At 39.4% G+C, this 18,386-nt stretch carries 13 protein-coding genes; all 13 read left to right on the top strand.

What is annotated here, in order from left to right; translation table 11 throughout:
* The first annotated feature begins 15 nt into the window (after nt 1-15).
* Nucleotides 16-1,698 carry a DAK2 domain-containing protein gene (locus CWS20_RS03020; protein WP_066197047.1) on the top strand — a complete coding sequence of 561 codons (1,683 nt, stop codon included), beginning with the start codon at nt 16-18 and terminating at the stop codon, nt 1,696-1,698.
* A gap of 256 nt (nt 1,699-1,954) precedes the next feature.
* Nucleotides 1,955-3,994 carry an ATP-dependent DNA helicase RecG gene (gene recG / locus CWS20_RS03015; protein ID WP_066201528.1) on the top strand — a complete coding sequence of 680 codons (2,040 nt, stop codon included), beginning with the start codon at nt 1,955-1,957 and terminating at the stop codon, nt 3,992-3,994.
* A gap of 225 nt (nt 3,995-4,219) precedes the next feature.
* Nucleotides 4,220-4,786, top strand: a complete 567-nt coding sequence (gene fapR / locus CWS20_RS03010; RefSeq protein WP_066197049.1) for a transcription factor FapR — start codon at nt 4,220-4,222, stop codon at nt 4,784-4,786.
* Nucleotides 4,787-4,934: 148 nt separating this feature from the next.
* Nucleotides 4,935-5,915 carry a phosphate acyltransferase PlsX gene (gene plsX / locus CWS20_RS03005; RefSeq protein WP_066197050.1) on the top strand — a complete coding sequence of 327 codons (981 nt, stop codon included), beginning with the start codon at nt 4,935-4,937 and terminating at the stop codon, nt 5,913-5,915.
* 24 nt (nt 5,916-5,939) lie between these two features.
* The gene (gene fabD, locus CWS20_RS03000; protein WP_066197052.1) at nt 5,940-6,887 is read left to right on the top strand and encodes an ACP S-malonyltransferase; all 948 of its coding nucleotides are present in this window, start codon (nt 5,940-5,942) and stop codon (nt 6,885-6,887) included.
* Complete coding sequence (fabG, locus tag CWS20_RS02995; RefSeq protein WP_066197054.1) at nt 6,884-7,627, top strand: 3-oxoacyl-[acyl-carrier-protein] reductase; 744 nt, start codon at nt 6,884-6,886, stop codon at nt 7,625-7,627. The genes fabD and fabG overlap by 4 nt, the downstream gene beginning before the upstream one ends.
* 58 nt (nt 7,628-7,685) lie before the next feature.
* Nucleotides 7,686-7,919 carry an acyl carrier protein gene (locus CWS20_RS02990; RefSeq protein WP_066197056.1) on the top strand — a complete coding sequence of 78 codons (234 nt, stop codon included), beginning with the start codon at nt 7,686-7,688 and terminating at the stop codon, nt 7,917-7,919.
* A 425-nt stretch (nt 7,920-8,344) separates the two neighbouring features.
* Nucleotides 8,345-9,082, top strand: a complete 738-nt coding sequence (gene rnc, locus CWS20_RS02985) for a ribonuclease III (protein ID WP_066197058.1) — start codon at nt 8,345-8,347, stop codon at nt 9,080-9,082.
* Nucleotides 9,083-9,348: 266 nt separating this feature from the next.
* Complete coding sequence (gene smc, locus CWS20_RS02980) at nt 9,349-12,915, top strand: chromosome segregation protein SMC (protein ID WP_066197060.1); 3,567 nt, start codon at nt 9,349-9,351, stop codon at nt 12,913-12,915.
* A 63-nt stretch (nt 12,916-12,978) separates the two neighbouring features.
* Entirely contained in the window at nt 12,979-13,968 is a 990-nt protein-coding gene (ftsY, locus tag CWS20_RS02975) for a signal recognition particle-docking protein FtsY (protein WP_066197062.1), read from the top strand.
* A 230-nt stretch (nt 13,969-14,198) separates the two neighbouring features.
* Nucleotides 14,199-16,580 (top strand): DUF8725 domain-containing protein, encoded by a 2,382-nt coding sequence (locus tag CWS20_RS02970; protein WP_066197064.1) that lies wholly within the window; start codon nt 14,199-14,201, stop codon nt 16,578-16,580.
* On the top strand, nt 16,577-17,512 hold the full coding sequence (locus tag CWS20_RS02965; RefSeq protein ID WP_066197066.1) for an ABC transporter ATP-binding protein: 936 nt from the start codon (nt 16,577-16,579) through the stop codon (nt 17,510-17,512). Before CWS20_RS02970 ends, CWS20_RS02965 begins: the two co-directional genes overlap by 4 nt.
* Entirely contained in the window at nt 17,509-18,366 is an 858-nt protein-coding gene (locus CWS20_RS02960) for an ABC transporter permease (protein WP_066197068.1), read from the top strand. The genes CWS20_RS02965 and CWS20_RS02960 overlap by 4 nt, the downstream gene beginning before the upstream one ends.
* Nucleotides 18,367-18,386: the final 20 nt, after the last annotated feature.

Here is an 18,386-nt window from a genome sequence, read left to right as displayed (position 1 = left end):
GAGGAGGAAAGATCTGTGTCAATTAAAGTTTTAGATGGAAAACAATTTGCACGAATGATTGTACAAGGTGCCAATCATCTGTCTGCAAATGCTAAATATGTAGACGCATTGAATGTTTTCCCTGTTCCTGATGGAGACACTGGAACAAACATGAATTTGTCTATGACTTCCGGTGCGAAGGAAGTAAAGAATCATGCGAATTCGCATATTGGAAAAGTGGGTGTCGCTTTATCGAAGGGCTTGCTGATGGGGGCGCGCGGTAACTCAGGTGTTATTCTTTCACAGCTTTTTAGAGGATTTTCCAAATCTATCGAACATAAAGAAAGCTTAAATGGCAGTGAATTTGCAGCTGCTTTTGAAGCAGGTGTGGAAACAGCCTATAAGGCAGTTATGAAACCAGTAGAAGGTACAATCCTTACAGTTGCAAAGGACGCTGGAAAAAAAGCAGTTCAAGCAGCTCAAAATGAGGATGACATTATTGTTATTATGGAAGCGATTGTAAAAGAGGCGAAGGCTTCTCTTGATCGCACACCTGATTTACTGCCTGTTTTAAAAGAAGTAGGAGTTGTTGATAGCGGCGGGCAAGGATTGCTTTTCGTATATGAAGGGTTCCTTGCTGAATTAAAAGGAGAGAAGCTACCTGATTCAGCGCAAACGCTTCCAAAAATGGATGACCTTGTAAATGCAGAACATCATAAAAGTATACAAAGCCATATGAACACTGAGGATATTGTTTTCGGCTATTGCACAGAATTTATGGTTCGTTTTGAATCAGAAAAAATTGCTGATCATCCTTTCTCTGAGGAGCAATTCCGCCAAGATTTAAGTAAGCTTGGAGATTCTCTGCTTGTCATTGCAGATGAAGATTTAGTTAAAGTGCATATCCATTCAGAGCAACCTGGCGACTGCTTATCCTACGGCCAACGCTATGGGAACTTGATTAATATGAAGATTGAAAACATGAGATTGCAGCATACGAATATTCTTGATGAAGACAGCTCGCATGCGGTAAATACTCAAGCAGAAAAACCAGCGGAAAAGCTTGAATACGGAATTGTTACTGTTTCAATGGGAAGCGGAGTAGCTGACTTATTCCGCAGTATTGGTGCCCATGCTGTCATCGAAGGCGGACAGACAATGAATCCAAGCACTGAAGATATTGTTAAAGCAATTAAAGAAGTTAATGCAGAAAAGGTCATTATTTTGCCTAATAATAAAAACATTATTATGGCAGCACAGCAGGCAGCGGAAGTAACAGAAGAAGAAGCAATTGTCATTCCGTCAAAAACTGTCCCTCAAGGAATGTCAGCTTTATTGGCTTTCAATCCTGGAGCTGACCTTTCTGAAAATGAGGAAAGTATGTCTGAAGCACTTGCACATGTGAAAACAGGTCAAATCACTTACGCAGTGCGTGACACAAGCATTGATGGCCTTGAAATTGAAAAAGGCGATTTCATGGGAATTGACGAAGGTAAAATTGTTGTTAAAGATAAAGATAAAGTGCAATCTGCAATCAATCTGTTATCGAGTATGATAGATGAAGAAGCAGAAATCTTAACAATTATTAAAGGTGAAGATGCAACAGATGAAGAAGTTGAATCTTTAGTCGCTTTTATTGAAGAAAAGTATGAAGAGATAGAAGTTGAAGTCCATAATGGAAAGCAGCCTCTCTATGCATTTATTTTCTCAATAGAATAACCGTTTCAAAGAACCATGATGAGCGTGCAGAGCGCTTTTCATGGTTTTTTTTGATGCATTTAAATGGAGAATAACCAATCCGTTTAGATGCACGTTATTTATTTTCTTGATTGAAAAACGACAATTCCATCATTTAATCCTGGACTCTTCTTTATCAATAGTACTTCATGATAAAAATGTGATAGGATGAGTAAAGAATCAACAATATAAGGAGGTTTGCGGTCATTAAAGCATATTGCCGCAAAAGTATGTGAATATGTTAAATGAGTCAATTACTGCTGTGAAAGGGATTGGTGAAGAAACAGCCGCAAGCTTAGCGGAGATGAATATACTGACCGTCCGGGATTTATTAGAGCACTTCCCATTTAGATACGAAGACTACCGTTTAAAAGACCTCGAAGAAATTAAGCATGAAGAGAGAGTGACAGTAGAAGGGAAGGTTCATAGCGAGCCTTCTCTTGTCTATTATGGTAGGAAGCGGTCAAGGCTGACACTTAGAGTGCTTGCCGGACGCTATTTAATCCAGGCGGTTGTTTTTAATCAGCCTTATTTAAAAAATAAAATAACCCTAAATGATACGGTCACAATAACGGGCAAATGGGATCAGCACCGTCAGATAATAACGGTCAGTCAGCTTCATGTTGGTGAAGCGAATAGAGCCCATGATTTTGAACCGGTTTATGCTGTAAAGGGCAAGCTGACTGTAAAGGGGATTCGCCGATTTATCAATCTTGCCTTTTCACAATATGGTGACCAAATTGAGGAAACACTGCCAGTGGAATATTTACAGGCATATAGATTAATGAATCGTAAAGATGCGATGAAAATCTTGCATTTTCCAACAGGTCCTAATGATTTAAAACAAGCAAGGCGCAGGTTTGTTTATGAGGAATTTTTCTATTTTCAATTGAAAATGCAGGCGCTTCGTAAAATTGAACGGGAGAATTCCCGAGGAATCGGAATTCATTATGTATTGCAAGAATTGATGAACTTCATAGACAGCCTCCCGTTTTCATTAACAGACGCGCAAAAAAGAGTTGTAAATGAGATATTGGCAGATATGAAATCGCCTTATCGCATGAACCGCCTTCTCCAAGGGGATGTTGGCTCAGGGAAAACTGCTGTTGCTGCCATTGCGTTGTTTGCGGCAAGAACGGCTGGCTATCAAGGAGCTTTGATGGTTCCTACTGAAATATTAGCTGAACAGCATGCGCAATCGATGGAATCAATGCTTGCGTCCTTCAATATTCGGACAGAGCTATTAACAAGCTCTGTGAAAGGAAAAAGAAGGAGGGAGATTCTTCAGCAATTACATGAAGGCGAGATCGACATACTGATTGGAACACATGCGCTTATTCAAGAGGAAGTTGAGTTCAATCATCTTGGTCTTGTCATAACAGATGAACAGCATCGTTTTGGTGTAAATCAGCGCAGAGTATTGAGGCAAAAAGGGGAAAGCCCCGATGTTTTATTTATGACAGCTACACCGATACCAAGGACACTTGCTATTACCGTGTTTGGAGAAATGGATGTATCGATCATTGATGAAATGCCAGCGGGCAGAAAAGCCATTGAGACGTATTGGGCTAAGCCAGACATGCTTGATCGCGTGCTAGGCTTTATGGAAAAGGAACTGGTAGCGGGGCAGCAGGTTTATGTTATTTGTCCTTTAATTGAGGAATCGGATAAACTTGATGTGCAAAATGCAATTGATGTACACAGCATTTTATCCCACCATTTTGCTGGTCGATATCATGTGGGTCTTATGCATGGGCGGTTGCATGCCGAGGAAAAGGAAACAGTTATGTCTGATTTCAGTCAAAACAGTATCCAAGTGCTTGTCTCTACCACTGTTGTTGAAGTTGGTGTGAATGTACCAAATGCGACAATGATGGTCATTTATGACGCGGAGCGGTTCGGTCTTGCCCAGCTTCATCAGCTCAGAGGTCGCGTGGGCAGGGGGGACAAGCAATCCTATTGTATATTATTAGCTGATCCTAAGTCAGAGGTCGGCAAAGAGCGCATGAAGATTATGACGGAAACGAATGACGGCTTTTTGCTTAGTGAAAAAGATCTCGAGCTTCGCGGTCCAGGGGACTTTTTCGGTCGGAAGCAGAGCGGTTTACCTGAATTTAAAGTCGCTGATATGGTTCACGATTACCGTGCGCTAGAAACTGCCAGAAATGATGCTGCACAATTAATTCAGTCTGAAAAGTTTTGGAAAGAGGACGAATATTTGCTGTTAAGAAACTACCTACAGAGTGCAGGCGTGTTAGAGGGAGAAAAATTAGATTAGAAAAGAAGTTTATTGGACAGGTAAATCCCATAGTAATAAGAAATTTAAGTATGATTTTCATCCATCTTAAACAAGGAAAATTATTGCAAAAAAAATAAAAAAAGTAATCGAAAAACGCAAAGTTTTTCTTTGAAATGAAGGAGAATTCCTTCTTGCAATATCATTTTTTTAACTATATACTACTATTAGTACCTAGTCTTAATTACTGTGGACGGTGTAAATGATATGAAAAGGAATAAAAAAGAACGGCAATCATTATTAATTGAAACGATTCAGGATAATCCGTTTATCACTGATGAAGATCTTGCTGAAAAGTTTTCAGTCAGTGTACAAACGATTCGACTAGATCGATTAGAGCTCTCTATTCCAGAGCTGCGCGAACGAATTAAACATGTAGCAGAAAAGAATTTTGAAGATGAGGTCAAATCTTTACCTATTGATGAAGTTATTGGCGAAATGATCGATATACAACTAGATTCGACCGCTATTTCGATTTTTGATGTGAAAGAGGAACATGTTTTTAAAAGGAATAAAATTGCCAGAGGACACCATTTATTTGCACAAGCAAATTCACTTGCTGTTGCAGTAATCAATGATGAACTTGCCTTGACGGCAAAAGCGAATATCCACTTTACTCGTTCCGTGAAACAAGGTGAACGCGTCATTGCGAAAGCGCGGGTAATATCAATTGAAAACGACCGCACAAAAGTGGAAGTCATTAGCTCTGTCAATAACGAATGTGTATTTAAAGGCGAATTTGATATGTTCCGTTCCCATTCACCGGAACAATAAAATAAAGTTATGCATCCCAGAAATATGTAGCAACGTCAACCTAAAACACTGATGCTTCTATATAAGTAACAGCGTAAAAGGGGGCTGCTATTTTTCTGTTTCTAAGCTAAGCTTTTCCAAGAATTTTAAAGTAAAAGGATGAAGCAACATGAAAATAGCAATTGATGCTATGGGCGGAGATCATGCGCCAAAGGAAATCGTACTCGGCGCAATGAAAGCAGCTGAGGATTTCCCTGATCTTGAAATTACATTGGTTGGAAATGAAGAGAAAATTAATGAATATTTAACGGCTCATAATAGAATAAAAGTTTTACATACTGATGAAGTCATTTTAGGGACAGATGAGCCAGTGAGAGCTGTCAGAAGGAAGAAAACTGCTTCCATGGTGCTGGCCTCCCAATTGGTTTCAGATGGAGAAGCAGATGCATGCATCTCCGCGGGTAATACAGGAGCTTTAATGGCCGCTGGATTGTTTGTTGTTGGTCGAATAGAGGGCATCGAACGTCCCGCGCTTTCACCAACGCTGCCTACAATTGATGGAAAGGGCTTTCTTTTGCTTGATGTTGGTGCTAATGTCGATGCGAAGCCGGAACATCTATTACAATATGCATTAATGGGTTCAATCTATGCAGAAAAAGTAAGAGGCATTCAAAACCCAAGGGTTGGATTATTGAATATTGGAACAGAGGATAAAAAAGGTAACGAGCTTACAAGGAACACCTTCACATTACTACAAGAAGCAAATATAAATTTTATAGGTAATGTTGAAGCGAGAGATTTGCTTGACGGTGTAGCCGATGTAGTTGTGACAGACGGATTCACTGGGAATATGGTGTTAAAAACGATTGAGGGAACAGCAATGTCTGTATTTAAAATGCTGAAGGGTGCATTAACAAGCAGTCTTAAGAGCAAGCTTGCAGCAGCAGTCCTAAAACCTGATTTAAAAGAGTTAAAAGGGAAGATGGATTACTCTGAGTATGGTGGTGCCGGATTATTCGGCCTGAAAGCACCGGTTATAAAAGCACATGGCTCTTCTAATGCGAATACACTGTATAGTGCAGTGAAGCAAACGAGGATAATGGTTGAGCATCGAGTTTCTGAAAAGATAAAGGACGCTGTCGAAAAATAATTACATGAATAAGGGGGAATTATTATGGGGAAAATCGCTTTTATGTTTCCGGGTCAAGGTTCACAGACAGTAGGCATGGGAAAACAGCTTGCTGATGGAAATAAACATATTCAATCACTCTTTGATAGTGCCGATCAACGATTAGGTTATTCACTATCTAATTTAATCTTTAATGGTCCGCAAAGTGAATTGACTTTAACGACGAATGCACAGCCTGCTTTGCTCACGACTAGCATTGCGGTTTTAGACGCGTTTAAACATGCTGGCATTCAGCCTGATTATGTTGCAGGTCACAGTTTAGGAGAGTATACTGCATTGGTGGCTGCTGGCGCAATCTCGTTTGAAGATGGCGTCTATGCTGTCCGTAAAAGAGGGGAATTTATGGAAGCTGCTGTTCCTAATGGTGAAGGAACAATGGCAGCTGTTCTTGGTATGGGCAGAGATGAACTGAGGGCAGTGACGGAAAAGATTACAAATGATGGCCACTCTGTTCAGTTGGCCAACTTGAATTGCCCTGGACAAATCGTTATTTCAGGAACGAAAAAAGGCGTGGAGTTAGCCGGAGCAGAAGCAAAGGCTGCTGGAGCAAAGCGAGTCCTTCCGCTTGAAGTAAGCGGACCGTTTCATTCGCAGTTAATGAAGCCGGCAGCAGAGCGGCTGAGCGAGGTTCTTGAAGAAATAAATTTGCAGGATGCAAAAGTCCCTGTGATAGCAAATGTTACGGCTGATGAAATGACTACCGCAGCAGAAATAAAAACACGCTTAATTGAGCAGTTATATTCTCCGGTGTTATGGGAAGATACTGTAAAAAGAATGCTTGAGTTAGGTGTGGATACATTCATTGAAATCGGACCAGGTAAAGTGCTGTCAGGGCTAGTAAAAAAAGTCGATCGTTCGGCAAAAATTTATGCTATTTCTGATGAGCAATCAATCCAAGCAGCAGTAGAAGGACTTAAGGAGGGAAGCTTATGAAACTAACAGGTAAAACAGCCATAGTTACCGGTGCTTCACGCGGTATCGGTAGAGAGATTGCGCTTGAACTGGCAAGGCAGGGAGCAAGCGTGGCTGTAAACTATGCGGGCAGTGAGGCAAAAGCGAATGCAGTGGTTGATGAAATTAAAGCACTAGGTGTAGCTGCTTTTTCCGTTCAATGTGATGTAAGCAGCAGTGAATCTGTTTCTGCAATGATAAAAGAGGTTATTGAAGAATTTGGACAGATTGACATTCTTGTAAATAATGCAGGAATAACAAAAGATAATTTGCTAATGCGCATGAAGGAAGACGAATGGGATGCTGTTATTAATACAAATTTGAAAGGTGTATTCCTTTGTACAAAAGGTGTAACTAGACAAATGATGAAGCAGCGCAGCGGAAGAATTATCAATATTTCTTCAATCGTAGGTGTAAGCGGAAATCCTGGACAAGCCAACTATGTAGCAGCTAAATCTGGTGTAATCGGCTTAACAAAAACAACTGCGAAAGAGCTAGCATCACGCGGGATTACAGTAAATGCGATTGCGCCTGGATTTATTACGACTGAAATGACAGATGAGTTAAATGATGATTTAAAGGGACAAATGCTGCAGCAAATCCCATTAGCAAAATTTGGTGAACCATCAGATATTGCTAAAGTCGTCAGCTTTCTGGCATCAGAGGATAGCAAGTATATGACAGGGCAAACACTTCATGTTGATGGCGGCATGGTAATGTAATAATACTTTCACATTTTCGGATATTCATCTATAATATCTTGAGGGGAGGTGAACAAGCATGGCAGAAGTATTAGAGCGTGTAACGAAAATTATCGTTGACCGTTTAGGTGTTGAAGAGTCTGAAGTAAAAGTAGAGGCTTCATTCAAAGATGATCTTGGTGCTGATTCACTAGATGTTGTTGAACTAGTAATGGAATTAGAAGATGAGTTTGATATGGAAATCTCTGACGATGATGCTGAAAAGATTGCAACAGTCGGTGATGCTGTTAATTACATACAAGCAAAACAATAATCGTTGGAATTTTTTCTTAGTGAGGGCGGCTTTCGTCCTCACTAATTCTATGAGAATGATTTCTTTATTTATGTGTGATCTTCATGTGCTTGTTGTCCGTTGGGACTTGAAAAATTTTTCAGGTAATTACGGACAGTAAGTACACCTGTTATCTTTCAGGCTCATTGCAGTTTTAACTTGGCTGATAGGAAAGTATAAATTATTTGCGATTAAAGGGATATCAACCTTCTGGAAAGATATCAATTATAAAGCCGCATAAGAAAAACTAAGGCTTTCGCCTACAGACTTGGCAAAGGCCAAGTTTTTCAAAGCTTGGATGGGAACTCTGCCAAGTTTCTTTGTGTTTTTTGCAGAAATTGCGTAAACTGATGAAAGATAAGAACATGAGTGTAATCTGAAATTATTTAAGCAAGGTGGATGTTAATATGCACAATTATAAAGAAAAAGAAAAAAAAGGACGCGCGAACGAACGAAAGTTTAAAGACTTTCAACAAAGACTTGGAATAGAATTTAAAAATGAAAAACTCCTTAAACAGGCTTTTACCCATTCATCTTATGTGAATGAGCATAGAAGGAAGCCGTATGAAGATAATGAGCGCTTGGAATTTCTCGGTGATGCTGTGTTAGAGCTTACGGTATCAAAGTTTTTATATATAAAGTATCCGATGATGAGTGAAGGGGAATTAACTAAACTACGAGCAGCCGTCGTATGTGAGCCTTCTTTAGTTTCGTTTGCAAATGAGCTTTCATTCGGTGAGCTTGTTTTGCTTGGTAAAGGTGAAGAAATGACGGGCGGTAGAATGCGCCCGGCGTTGCTTGCTGATGTATTTGAAGCGTTTATAGGCGCTTTATATTTGGATCAAGATTTGGATACCGTCGTCAAATTTTTAGAAAATGTTGTTTTTCCGAAAATAGATTCAGGTGCTTTTTCACATGTGATGGATTTCAAGAGCCAATTACAGGAACTTGTGCAAAGAGATTCTGCTGGAGTAATTGAGTATAAAATACTTCAAGAAAAAGGGCCAGCCCATAATCGCGAGTTCGTCTCAATCGTCATGCTTAACGGAAAGGAACTAGGCACAGGAACAGGCCGCTCCAAAAAGCAAGCGGAGCAACATGCTGCTCAAATGGCTCTGGAAGTATTAAAAAACCATGTGCAGTAAGTGAAACCTCCATCATTAGAGGGATTTCTTTATCCCCACTGATGATTAGTACTTGCCCGCAGGATGCGGGTCACTCAGACGTTGCCACAGGAAGGTGTATTTAGTCTGAGTTCTAATAATCGGGATTTTACAGGCAGTTGACCCCGCTCATCCTTTATGATTCCACAGGAAAACTTGAAGTGGTGGTTCTTCTGCTCGTTAATGCGCGATAAACCCTAAACAACCAGATATGATTGAACAGTAAGAAGGTAAGGGAGGAGCATAACTTGTTTTTAAAACAGCTCGATATCGTCGGATTTAAATCGTTTGCCGAGCGTGTAACGGTAGACTTTGTCACTGGAGTGACTGCAGTCGTTGGGCCTAATGGCAGCGGGAAAAGCAATATAACTGATGCAATACGGTGGGTGCTTGGCGAACAATCGGCAAAATCGCTCCGAGGTGCAAAGATGGGTGATATTATTTTTGCCGGCAGTGATTCAAGAAAGGCATTAAACTTCGCAGAGGTAACGTTAACCTTGGATAATAATGATCAATTTCTTCCGATTGACTATAATGAAGTCAGTGTAACTAGACGTGTGTTTCGTTCGGGAGATAGTGAATACTTAATTAATAAGCAGCCATGCCGTCTAAAAGATATCATCGACTTGTTTATGGATTCAGGACTTGGCCGTGAAGCTTTCTCCATCATCAGCCAAGGGCGTGTGGAAGAAATACTAAATAGCAAGCCGGAAGAAAGACGAACAATCTTTGAAGAAGCAGCCGGTGTCTTGAAATATAAAACAAGAAAAAAGAAGGCTGAAGTTAAATTAACAGAAACAAAAGAGAATCTAAACAGGGTAAATGATATTCTTCATGAATTAGAAACACAAGTGGAACCATTAAAAATTCAAGCTTCGATTGCAAAGGATTATTTAGAGCAAAAAGAGGAATTAGAAAAATTTGAAGTCGCTTTAACTGTATATGAAATTGAAGAACTCCATGAAAAATGGGAAAAGCTTACTAGCTTATTCGAAAATCATCAGCAGCGAGAGATGGAACTCTCGACAGTTTTGCATGGTAAGGAAGCGAAAATCCAGGCGTTCAGAGACCATGTGACAGCGTTAGATGAATCAGTAAATGATCTGCAAAATGTACTTTTACATGCGAGTGAAGAATTGGAAAAGCTTGAAGGCAGGAAAGAAGTCTTAAAAGAAAGAAAGAAAAATGCCTCACAAAACAAAGAGCAATTAAAAAGAAGTCTTGAGAAGCTTACATCTTCTTCAATAGGATTGAAAAAAGATAAAGTTAATCACGAACAGGCGAAAGAACTTTTAGAAAAAGCGGCTAAAGCGCTAAAACAGCAATTAGAAGTAAAGCAAGAGAAGCTTAAGCTGTATAGTCAGAATACGGAGGAGCAAATTGAAAATTTAAAGAGTGAATATATCGATTTGCTTAACCGCCAAGCAGCTGCTAAAAATGAAAAGCAGATGATTGATCGGCAATCAAACCAGCAGGAAACTCGTCATTCTAAATTAGAATCCGACAATGCAAAATATATCGATGAACGAAAACAAATTGAAAGCCAGAAGGACAGTATTCAGCATCGCTTTAAAGAGATAAATGAAAAATTAGAAGAACATGTGCATCTGTACCGCAAAGAAGAGCGCAAGCTTGAATCATTAAAAGGGGCATATGAAAAACAGGAAAAAACACTTTATCAGGCCTTTCAGTATCTTCAGCAAGCTAAATCGCGCCAGGAAATGCTAGAAGAGCTAGATGAGGATTATTCCGGTTTTTTCCAAGGTGTGAAAGAAGTCCTGAAGGCAAGAGAAACAAAGCTAAATGGCATACAAGGAGCAGTTGCTGAACTCATAACCGTACCAAAAGAATTTGAAACAGCGATTGAAATTGCACTTGGTGGAGCGATGCAGCATATTGTGGTTGATACGGAAGCCGATGGTAGACAAGCCATTCAATATTTAAAAAAGAATGGTTATGGACGCGCGACTTTTTTACCTTTAAGTGCTATTAAGAAAAAGTTTATCAATGAAGCACAATTGCAATTGGTTAAACAACATGGAGCATTTATTGGCGTTGCTTCTTCACTTTTGCAATTTGATACGAAATATAGCGTAGCAATTGAAAGCCTGTTGGGAAATGTTTTAGTAGCAAAGGATATAAAAGGTGCAAATGAACTGGCGAAGATTCTTCAATATCGCGTTCGCATCGTCACACTTGAGGGTGATGTAGTTAATCCGGGCGGTTCGATGACAGGGGGAGCCGTTAAGCAAAATAAATCGTCCATCCTTAGCCGAAAAACTGAGCTGGAAGAACTAAAGCAGAAAATTGTAGGAATGAATCAAAAAACTGAAAATATGGAGAAGCAAGTCAAGCAAATAAAAGCGGATCTCCAAAAACAAACGCTCCATTTAGAAAATCTTAAATCTAAAGGCAACGAGTTAAGAGAGCTGGAACAATCTATGATGAGCGAGCTTCGCGAAATAGAGTATGAAGAAAAGCGGGTTAATGAACGTTTAGCGCTTTATGACATGGATAAATCGCAATTCACTGAAGAAAAAGAAAGACTGATAACAAGAAGCAAAGAGCTCCAGGATGTATTAGGAGATTACCAAAATCAAATCACAACGCTTGATGACAAAATTCAAAAGCTCACAAAGTTGAAGAATACGCAGCAAACGTCAAAAGAAAGCCTGCTTGAAGAAATAAATGAATTAAAAATAAAACTAGTTTCCAAAAATGAACAGCTAAAATCTGCAGTTGATAAATACAAGTCGACATTTGCAGAAATCAATGAAAACGAGGAGCGGCTAAAAGTTGTAAAGGAAGACCTTGAACTATTGTCATCAGAAATGACAAATAATTCTTCAGGGGAGCATCATTTAGAAGAAGCTGCGAAACGGAAGCTGCAAGATAAAAATGAAACGTTAAATTTAATTTCTGCAAGACGCGATGAAAGGTTAAAAATGCAAACTGAGCTTGAAGATCTTGAACTTGAAGTGAAGGAATTAAAGCGTCAGCATAAAGGGATGACAGAAGGCTTAAAGGACGAGGAAGTAAAAATAAACCGTTTGGATGTAGAGCTGGAATCGAGACTTACACATCTGCGTGAAGAATATTTGTTGTCATTCGAAGCAGCGAAGGAAGAGTATCCGTTAACAATTGAAGTGGACGAAGCCCGGAAAAAAGTAAAACTCATTAAATTGGCGATTGATGAGTTAGGCACAGTCAACCTAGGGGCCATTGAAGAATATGAGCGTGTTTCTGAACGCTATGAATTCCTACTTGAACAGAAAAATGATCTTCAAGAAGCAAAGGATACGCTTTTCCAAGTTATTGATGAAATGGACGTAGAGATGAAAAGAAGATTTCAGGATACCTTCGAAGGCATTCGCTTTCATTTTGAATCTGTTTTTCAATCATTATTTGGTGGAGGGAGAGCAGATTTGAGGTTTACCGATCCCGATGATTTATTAAATACGGGAATTGATATTGTCGCTCAGCCTCCAGGGAAGAAGCTGCAAAATCTTGGCCTGCTGTCAGGCGGAGAAAGAGCGCTAACCGCCATTGCTTTACTATTCTCGATTTTAAAGGTAAGGCCTGTCCCATTCTGCATCCTAGATGAAGTAGAAGCAGCGTTGGATGAAGCGAATGTTCATCGCTATGCCCAGTACTTGAAGCGTTACAGCCATGAAACTCAGTTTATTGTCATCACACATCGTAAAGGAACAATGGAAGAGGCAGACGTGCTTTACGGAGTGACAATGCAGGAATCCGGCGTATCGAAAATGGTTTCAGTGAGATTAGAAGAAACAAAGGAAATGGCACTAAGCTAGACAAGAGGATGCGGATTACGCATCTTCTATACATAACAATTTTTAGTGTAGGAAGTGAAAAAAATGAGTTTTTTTAAGAAGCTAAAAGAGAAAATTACCCAGCAAACAGACAGTGTAACAGAGAAGTTTAAAGATGGATTATCGAAAACACGCGATAACTTTTCAGGTAAGGTCAATGACTTAGTAGCCCGCTATCGAAAGGTCGATGAGGATTTCTTTGAAGAATTAGAGGAAATTCTTATTCAAGCAGATGTCGGCTTTGATACGGTAATGACTTTAGTAGAAGAATTGAAAATGGAAGTGAAGAGAAGGAATATTCAAGATCCGGCAGAAGTGCATAGTGTAATTTCTGAGAAGCTCATAGAGATTTATGAAAAAGGTGGAATTTCATCGTCAGCATTAAATATTCAGAATGAAGGCTTAACCGTTATATTATTTGTCGGCGTTAACGGGGTTGGAAAAACGACAACCATTGGTAAACTTGCACATAAATTGAAAAGTGACGGCAAGAAAGTCTTGCTTGCGGCAGGAGACACCTTTCGTGCAGGTGCGATTGAACAGCTGGAAGTATGGGGAGATAGAGTTGGTGTAGATGTGATTAAGCAGGGTGCAGGCTCTGATCCAGCAGCCGTAATGTTTGATGCAGTGCAAGCGGCAAAATCTCGTCAGGCAGATATCCTTATATGTGATACAGCAGGCAGGCTGCAGAATAAAGTAAACCTAATGAAAGAGCTGGAAAAAGTAAAGCGCGTTATTGAGCGTGAAGTGCCAGGCGCCCCTCATGAAGTTCTACTTGCGTTAGATGCAACGACAGGTCAAAATGCAATGGTACAGGCAAAAACCTTCAAGGAAGCTACTAATGTCAGCGGAATTGTTCTGACTAAGCTTGATGGCACAGCAAAAGGCGGAATCGTTCTAGCGATACGAAATGAGCTCGATATTCCTGTTAAGCTTGTAGGGCTTGGCGAGAAAATGGACGATTTACAAGAATTTAATGCAGAGCAATATGTATATGGATTGTTTGCAGATACAATAGAAGCAGATGAAAAATAGCTTAAAAAAGGGGTGAGCCATGATGGCTCATCTTTTTTGTTTGGACTGAAGTTTATAAATAAAAGGAATTAATTTGTAAAATAGAGAATTTTACTAAAGAATATCTAGATTATGTGTAGGGAGGATAGGAAATTAATCGTCTATTATATAGAAATATTTCTTAAAATGCAGAACTTTTTAAATTATATTTCGTCTATTGATGTGTGGAATGAAAATCAGGGGGAGATTTCGTGCGGAAAAGAGTAAAAATAGCCATTATAACATTATTTACTGTCCTGCTTTGCTTCAATTGGACACAGCCCGCTGCTGCTTCGGCAGAAAAAATAAAAATATCTGTCGATGCGGGTTTTGACGGGAAAGTAAAAAGAGGAGAAGGTTTTCCGTTAAAAATTACAGCAGAAAATTCAGGAGGAGATTTTAGCGGTTATCTGCTTGTAGAGTTTTATCCTACATATAATGCTGGTGGCGCAGTACCAGTTAAAATAGAACTGCCTGCCAACAGCTCGAAAGAATTTGAAGTCGCCATACCTGGTGTCACGGAAGATCACCAGTCCTATTATCAAAATGAACCAACCATTCATTTGTATAAAGGTGATTGGCGAGATGGAAAGGCAGTTGCCTATAAAGGCGACAAAACAATTAAACCGAAATTTATTGATATGGGCGATAACGTAATTGGCGTTTTAAGTGTACAATACGATCGCTTAAAAGAGTTAAGGGTTCTTCCAAAAGCACAGACGCAAATGGTGCATATAAAAGAAGAGCAAGTTCCGAAACATGCATTAAGTTTACAATCGCTTGATGTTTTACTAATTGATAAATTTGCTGTTTCCGCTCTATCAGAAGAGCAGCAAACGGCAATAAGCGAATGGATTGCTGGCGGAGGCGTATTAATTGCTGGTGGAACGCCAAATGCAAGCCAGTTTTATGGTTCGCTTTATTCAATACTGCCGCTACATACAAATAATGAAACAAAGGGTGATGCATCCTTTTTAAATATAAATAAAGATAAAGATTTTCCGTTAAAGGAATTGCAATTATTTACTGGAGACCTTGGAAAAGATGCGGCCGTACTGACAGAGAGCGGTGAAACGCCAGCAGTCGTTAAGAAAGCGCATGGACAGGGCATTATTTTGCAAACGGCATTCTCATTAGGGGATGAGCCGTTATCTTCATGGCCCAATTATAGTGATTGGTTTGATGAGTTATTAAAACATGCGGATATAAGCAATATTACAAGTGGCTATTATGGCTCAGATATGCTGGATCAGCTTTATTGGGATTTTGCAGAAGTAAATGAATATTTTCCGTCATCAAGCTTTTCAATTGGCGTATTAATCGCTCTGTTAACAGGCTATATTATCCTTGTTGTACCTATTCTATATTTTATTCTTCGAAAGCTAGATAAAAGGGAGCAAACATGGTGGATTATTCCATCCATTTCGCTTGTTATGGCAGTTGTCATCTTCGCGATTGGTGCGAAGGATAGATTAGGAAATCCGCAAATGAATCAAATGGGATTTTATATTCAAGATCAACAACAGCTGAAAGGCTATCAATCAGTGACAACGCTCGCAAATAAACAGGGAGCTTATACAGTAAGCTATCCGAAGAATGAATTTACGCCAGTAATGAGTACAATGAATACGACCAGCTTTGAACCATTAAGAGGTGCTGTGATGGAGAACAAAACGAAGAGGGATCGTGTCATATTTCCTAGTATAGAATACTGGTCTGCTAAAACGGTATATGGCCCTGCACAGCACGAGTCTGCTGGCTCGTTTAAAGCCGATTTAACCTTTAAGAATGGCCAATTGACGGGAACGGTGGAAAATCTATATGGTTATGATTTTGCCGAGCTTTATCTATGGACTGGAAACCGTCAAGTAAAGCTAGGACCGGTGAACAAGGGAGAAACGATATCTGTCAAAGCAGAAGTAAAATCGAGCTTTCTTACCCGTCCATATTCAAATGGCTACGGAGGATCTAACCAACAGGACATCAATGAGATGAAGCAAGAAAGGTTATTCTCTGCGGCATCCACCTTCCTGCTTGATCAAACATACAAAGACAACAAGCCTGTGCTTGCAGGCGTATTAACAGAACCGGTCATTGATATAAAAATGGAAGACAACAAAGAAAAGCAGCATAATCTTAACCTTATTATTGAAAAAACGGATGCTAAACAAGAAATTACCGGGAAGTTCACTTTGAAAAATGATCATCTAAATGCCCGCTTTAAAATAATTGATGGCCAAGTTCATGAGGATTGGTACAGCACTGCAAATAATGAAGCACTTTTAGATGACGGCGAATATGATTATATTTATCAATTGCCGACAGAGATGATTGGAAAGAATTATAGATTAGATGAAATAAAGCTTACGATGAATAGTTACGGTGTTAAATATTCAATTTATCATCAAAGGGAAAATGAATGGATTGACATTGATCTTAGCAAAAACAATTCTTTCCACCTTAAAGAAAAGGACTCAATCGATGAATATATATCCGAAAAAGGTGAATTAATCATTAAGTTTAACAAAAATTCAAACGGAGATCCTTATACCCAATTGCCGAATATTACGATTAAAGGGGAAGTGACACCATGATAGAAACGATAGAGTTAACAAAACGTTATGGGAAATTTACTGCGCTTGATTCATTGAGTTTAAAAATTGAAAAAGGAACGGTATTTGGGTTTGTTGGACAAAATGGTGCAGGTAAATCGACAACGTTCTCGATTTTGGCAACTTTACTTGCACCAACATCCGGAACAGCCTTTGTGAACGGCTATAATGTGCAAAACGAAGCGAAGATGGTTCGCAGACAGATTGGCTACATGCCTGACTTTTTCGGCGTTTATGACCAGCTGAAGGCAAGTGAATACCTTCATTTTTATGGAGCGAGCTATGGCATCCCTTTAACAGAAAGAGAAAAATTAATTCCTCAACTGTTAGATTTAGTGAATTTAACGCATAAGCGGGACGCATATGTGGATTTGCTTTCGCGTGGCATGAAACAGCGTTTATGTTTAGCAAGAAGTTTAATCCATGACCCAGAGGTGCTGATATTAGATGAACCTGCGTCAGGGTTAGATCCGAGAGCGAGAATTGAAATGCGCGAGATTTTAAAAGAGTTAAAGGAAATGGGGAAAACCATTTTAATTTCTTCACATATTTTGCCTGAGCTTGCGGAAATGTGTGATCGTATCGGCATCATTGACCAAGGAAAGCTTGTTGCTGAAGGTGGGGTAGCAGAAATCCAAGCGCAGCTAAAAGGTGAAAAAGTGATAACAGTCATCCTCACTGGACGTGCAGAAAATGCGATTGCTTTTTTTGAGGATGACCCGTTAGTAGCAAGACTACAGTATTTGCCTGAACAGCACGCAATTGAGTTTACATTCAAAGGAACTGAGCAAGAGCAGGTCGAGCTGCTGCGCAGTGCAATCAATTATGGTCTGGCGATCAGAAGCTTTGCAGAAGCGCAGGTTGACCTTGAAGATATCTTTATGGAAATCACGAAAGGAGTGGAGCTGTCTTGAAAAACTTTGTCATCAATCCGGTATTAAATAAAGAATTTAAGTTAAGGTTCCGCTCGTATAAGAGCTTTCTTGGCCTGTTATTTTATTTGCTTGCCCTGGCAATTTTAATCGTTGGTTTTGTCTTTATTGAATCTTTAACTAGCTCACAAGGCTTTTTTAAACCGGAACAAAGCCGAATGATGTTTATGATGCTCTCCGTTTTACAGCTCATTTTAATTCTTTTTATCACGCCGGGATTAACTGCTGGTGTAATTTCAAGTGAAAGAGAAAGACAAACGTTGAATATTATGCTAACGACGGCTCAAAGTTCAGCAAGTATTATATTATCAAAACTGATTTCGTCTATATCATTTTTAATGCTCTTAATTATTGCAAGCCTGCCACTGTATAGCTTTGTATTCTTATATGGAGGGATTTCACCTCAACAAGTGTTAACAACTGTTGTTTATTATTCTTTTACCATTCTTGGGTTTGGAAGTTTAGGTGTGCTTTTCTCCACCTTGATTAGGAAGACGATTGTTTCAATGGTTACAACTTATGCGGTCACGCTTTTTCTTGTAGGCGGAACAGCTTTCTTAACGTTAATATTGCTTCAATTTGGCCAAGGTTATTATAATACATCCACAGCAAGCACGCCGCCGACAGTGCCATATGCATATTTTACAGCAATGCTAAATCCAGTTATCGTGCTGGCAGGATCATTTGAACCGGGTATACATGATGAAATTTATCGAATCACAGGTATTAAAACACCGCTTTGGGTATCCTATACGCTTTCTTATACAGTTATTTTTATCGGAGCGATTCTTTTCAGTATTAAGAAGCTTCGTCCAAATATGAAAAAAGGAAAATAGTTTTTACAAAGAAGCTTAGG

It is taken from the genome of Cytobacillus horneckiae, assembly GCF_002835735.1.
In the GTDB taxonomy this organism is placed as follows: domain Bacteria; phylum Bacillota; class Bacilli; order Bacillales; family Cytobacillaceae; genus Cytobacillus; species Cytobacillus horneckiae.
This window is presented reverse-complemented; position numbering and strand designations above follow the sequence as displayed.

Excerpts from the sequence above, each read along its gene's own strand:
- recG (WP_066201528.1), top strand. The coding sequence starts at position 1,955 with ATGTTAAATGAGTCAATTACTGCTGTGAAAGGGATTGGTGAAGAAACA.
- fapR (WP_066197049.1), top strand. The coding sequence starts at position 4,220 with ATGAAAAGGAATAAAAAAGAACGGCAATCATTATTAATTGAAACGATT.
- plsX (WP_066197050.1), top strand. The coding sequence starts at position 4,935 with ATGAAAATAGCAATTGATGCTATGGGCGGAGATCATGCGCCAAAGGAA.
- fabD (WP_066197052.1), top strand. The coding sequence starts at position 5,940 with ATGGGGAAAATCGCTTTTATGTTTCCGGGTCAAGGTTCACAGACAGTA.
- fabG (WP_066197054.1), top strand. The coding sequence starts at position 6,884 with ATGAAACTAACAGGTAAAACAGCCATAGTTACCGGTGCTTCACGCGGT.
- CWS20_RS02990 (WP_066197056.1), top strand. The coding sequence starts at position 7,686 with ATGGCAGAAGTATTAGAGCGTGTAACGAAAATTATCGTTGACCGTTTA.
- rnc (WP_066197058.1), top strand. The coding sequence starts at position 8,345 with ATGCACAATTATAAAGAAAAAGAAAAAAAAGGACGCGCGAACGAACGA.
- ftsY (WP_066197062.1), top strand. The coding sequence starts at position 12,979 with ATGAGTTTTTTTAAGAAGCTAAAAGAGAAAATTACCCAGCAAACAGAC.
- CWS20_RS02965 (WP_066197066.1), top strand. The coding sequence starts at position 16,577 with ATGATAGAAACGATAGAGTTAACAAAACGTTATGGGAAATTTACTGCG.